The organism is Blautia glucerasea (assembly GCF_013304385.1).
GTDB classification, from domain to species: Bacteria; Bacillota; Clostridia; order Lachnospirales; family Lachnospiraceae; genus Blautia_A; species Blautia_A ammoniilytica.
The window spans coordinates 1-2,562 of the sequence record NZ_JAAITU010000096.1 but is presented as its reverse complement, the minus strand read 5'-3'; the positions used below and the strand labels follow the sequence as shown (position 1 = coordinate 2,562).

Sequence of the window (2,562 nt, the reverse complement as noted above, 5' to 3'; positions counted from 1 at the left end):
CATTTCCGATGAAACGTTCTTCCACTTTCATTCCTGCACGGATAAGGAAATCCCGTCCCTTCACATCCGGCAGCTTTGCAGCCAGTTTTCCAATTACACGTCTGACACCAAATGGAATCCAGGCAATTTTTTTCAATGATTCCGGTTCTCTGTAAATATTATATCCACCGAAAAGCTCGTCTGCTCCTTCTCCGGAAAGAACAACCTTGACATCTAAAACATATTTCGATAAGTCAAAATTACAATTTTCACACTTTAATTGATATAATATTCAATAACTAAACAAGGAGGCCATTTAACCATGAATAATGTAAAAATTCTATGTATCGCAGGCAGTATCGTACTCGGTAGTATATTGCTATCCGGACAAGCTTTTGGCAAAGCCCCCTCAGATCTAATCACCCTTTCCGCCCCTAAGGAGCCTGAGGGGCAATATGTATCTTATGATATAGATGGTTCCGGCTCTTATTATGATAGTGATTCAGATATAACTTACTATTTTGTCAAGGGGATTGTCACTTCTTATTCTAATCATGCAAAAACCTTTTCGCTGACTTCTGACGCCGGTGAAACTTATGAGTTACCGGCAGATACGGATATTAATATAACCGACTATCTCAACACAGAAGCACATATATGGTACTCAGAAGACTCTCAAAAAAACTTAAAATTACTTGCGTTCTCTCCTCAAATTTTTTGGGAACATATTAATGAGCTGGAATCAGATGAACAAATTCTGGATGGTGCCACAGAAATTGATGGGACTCTTTCAAAATATATCTCTTTCTGGTTAACAGAAGATAAAATAGATGTTACTCTCTTATTTGTTGAGGACAACGATGGAAACACTCATATATATGCAGAGGATAACACCAAAACAATCGAAGACTATATCAAGTTATATGAAGATATGCATTTAAATTCTCAAGTATATGATGATTTTAATGTTGCATATCTTATATCAGAAGCATCATCTTGACTTACCCAAATGTCTGGTTGAGAACCTGATGTTTTTTACATCAAACATATCATATATTTTAAATGCCGCAGCCAATATTTTCAAAGGCTGCGGCATTTTTGACTTAATTTTTCTTTCAAACATGTTGCTTCTTCTTTTGACTGCTGCAAATATGTTTATGTCACAAATTCAAGCAATAATTCAGCACTTACTATTTATGTAAAAAATCATTTCAGAAATTGATATATTTTTTCTTTTCTCTGTTTACATATTGACGGCTAAAGTGTAAGAAAGATGCGATTTCACTATCTGACCACTCTAAAATCAAGTATTTTAAAATATCCCTTTGGTTTGAAGTCATTTTTAAGGTTATATTTTTCAGATCAAATGCTAATTCCACAGATGAATAATCCGCTCTATAGCTTTCTTGTAAATCACCTTCATTATCCATATATGCACATTCGTATTTTTCTTTTTTTAAGTTTTTTTTGCATATGATTTTACTAAAGGTTCCATTATGCAAAGTAAACTTTGCATATATTTTGAATCATTTTTCGCCTGTATAACCAAATCTTTATATTCCTGCATCATATACCCTTTTATTTTTTAAAGAGTATCTGGGCATAAAAATGTAAACTTATTTTTTGTTCAGAATCAAAGGTTTCTTATATCTATAAAAAAAGGAATATTGTATTTAAACAATATTCCCCAGACTGTAGACAAACTTGGTGTTGGGTGTTATACCCAGCACCAAGTTTGTCTACAGTCTGGGGCGCTGCATATGCAGTGCCTTTTCCGAGAAAATCTAATATTCACTGGGAGGGGTATCTTCAAAATCTTCGTTTTCCGATTCACTCACATCAGGTACATATTCGTCGGCCATTTTCTGCGCTTCCTCTAATGTACTGGAAGGTAAATATTCCTCCCCATCACTCGTAAGCATGATTACTATATTAACGTTATTCTGACTATAATACTCCAGGTCAACATTCAGTCCGGATCGTACAGCACTCCCATTAGCTATATTCAGGACGGCGTTTTCTATATTAAAAACCATATTATAATAATTTCCTGATTCGCCCACTTCTACTGTTATCGTATTTTCATCGGAATACAGAATATTACCAGTGATATATTGGGTATCATAAGTTTCTTCCTGTGCAGATTCCTGATCTGCGGGATCTCCCTGGCTTTGGTAAATTTCCGCTTCTGCGTTATTTCCAGACTGTTGATTCTGCACACTGTCTCCTGGATTTGCTGCCACAGCTGTGGGCGTTGGCTTCCTGGTAACAGCCGTAGTAAGATTTGGAATAAACTTTACAGCATCCTTACCACTTTCGCTTTCCGTTTGCGCGGATTCGTTGCTTCCTGACAATTCACATCCTGTCAGGGTCACCGTGATACCTGTCAATATCACAAAAAACACTTTCAGAATCTTTTTTCTCATTTTTTTATCCTTTCTTTTTTACTGGTAGTGTCAAATTACTACCTGATTTTTATTGTTTAAACCTTGATTTTATGGGAGTTCGCAATAAAAAGAGCAATGAACGCCTCCCTATATAGTCAAGTCTTTTTTCCTTGAAAATCAAGGAATTTCTAATGTT

The 2,562-nt window shown here is 35.6% G+C and carries 5 protein-coding genes; 1 reads left to right on the top strand and 4 read right to left on the bottom strand.

What is annotated here, in order from left to right; genetic code table 11:
• Nucleotides 1-271, bottom strand: a 271-nt coding sequence (locus G5B11_RS19690; RefSeq protein ID WP_334298008.1) for an asparagine synthase-related protein, incomplete at its 3' end; no start/stop codon positions are given.
• Between the two features lie 30 nt (nt 272-301).
• On the opposite strand from G5B11_RS19690, the gene G5B11_RS18385 reads away from it, so the two are divergent.
• Nucleotides 302-979, top strand: coding sequence for a hypothetical protein (locus G5B11_RS18385; protein WP_005424139.1), 678 nt, complete (start codon nt 302-304; stop codon nt 977-979).
• Here G5B11_RS18385 and G5B11_RS19365 read toward each other — a convergent pair.
• The 3 genes from G5B11_RS19365 to G5B11_RS18375 all read right to left on the bottom strand — a co-directional run bounded on the left by G5B11_RS19365 (nt 971) and on the right by G5B11_RS18375 (nt 2,405).
• Entirely contained in the window at nt 971-1,102 is a 132-nt protein-coding gene (locus G5B11_RS19365) for a hypothetical protein (protein WP_005424140.1), read from the bottom strand. The two genes, G5B11_RS18385 and G5B11_RS19365, sit on opposite strands and share 9 nt — an antisense overlap.
• A gap of 88 nt (nt 1,103-1,190) precedes the next feature.
• Entirely contained in the window at nt 1,191-1,409 is a 219-nt protein-coding gene (locus G5B11_RS18380; RefSeq protein ID WP_147334463.1) for a hypothetical protein, read from the bottom strand.
• 354 nt (nt 1,410-1,763) lie between these two features.
• Nucleotides 1,764-2,405 (bottom strand): hypothetical protein, encoded by a 642-nt coding sequence (locus G5B11_RS18375; RefSeq protein ID WP_005424144.1) that lies wholly within the window; start codon nt 2,403-2,405, stop codon nt 1,764-1,766.
• Nucleotides 2,406-2,562 lie beyond the last annotated feature (157 nt).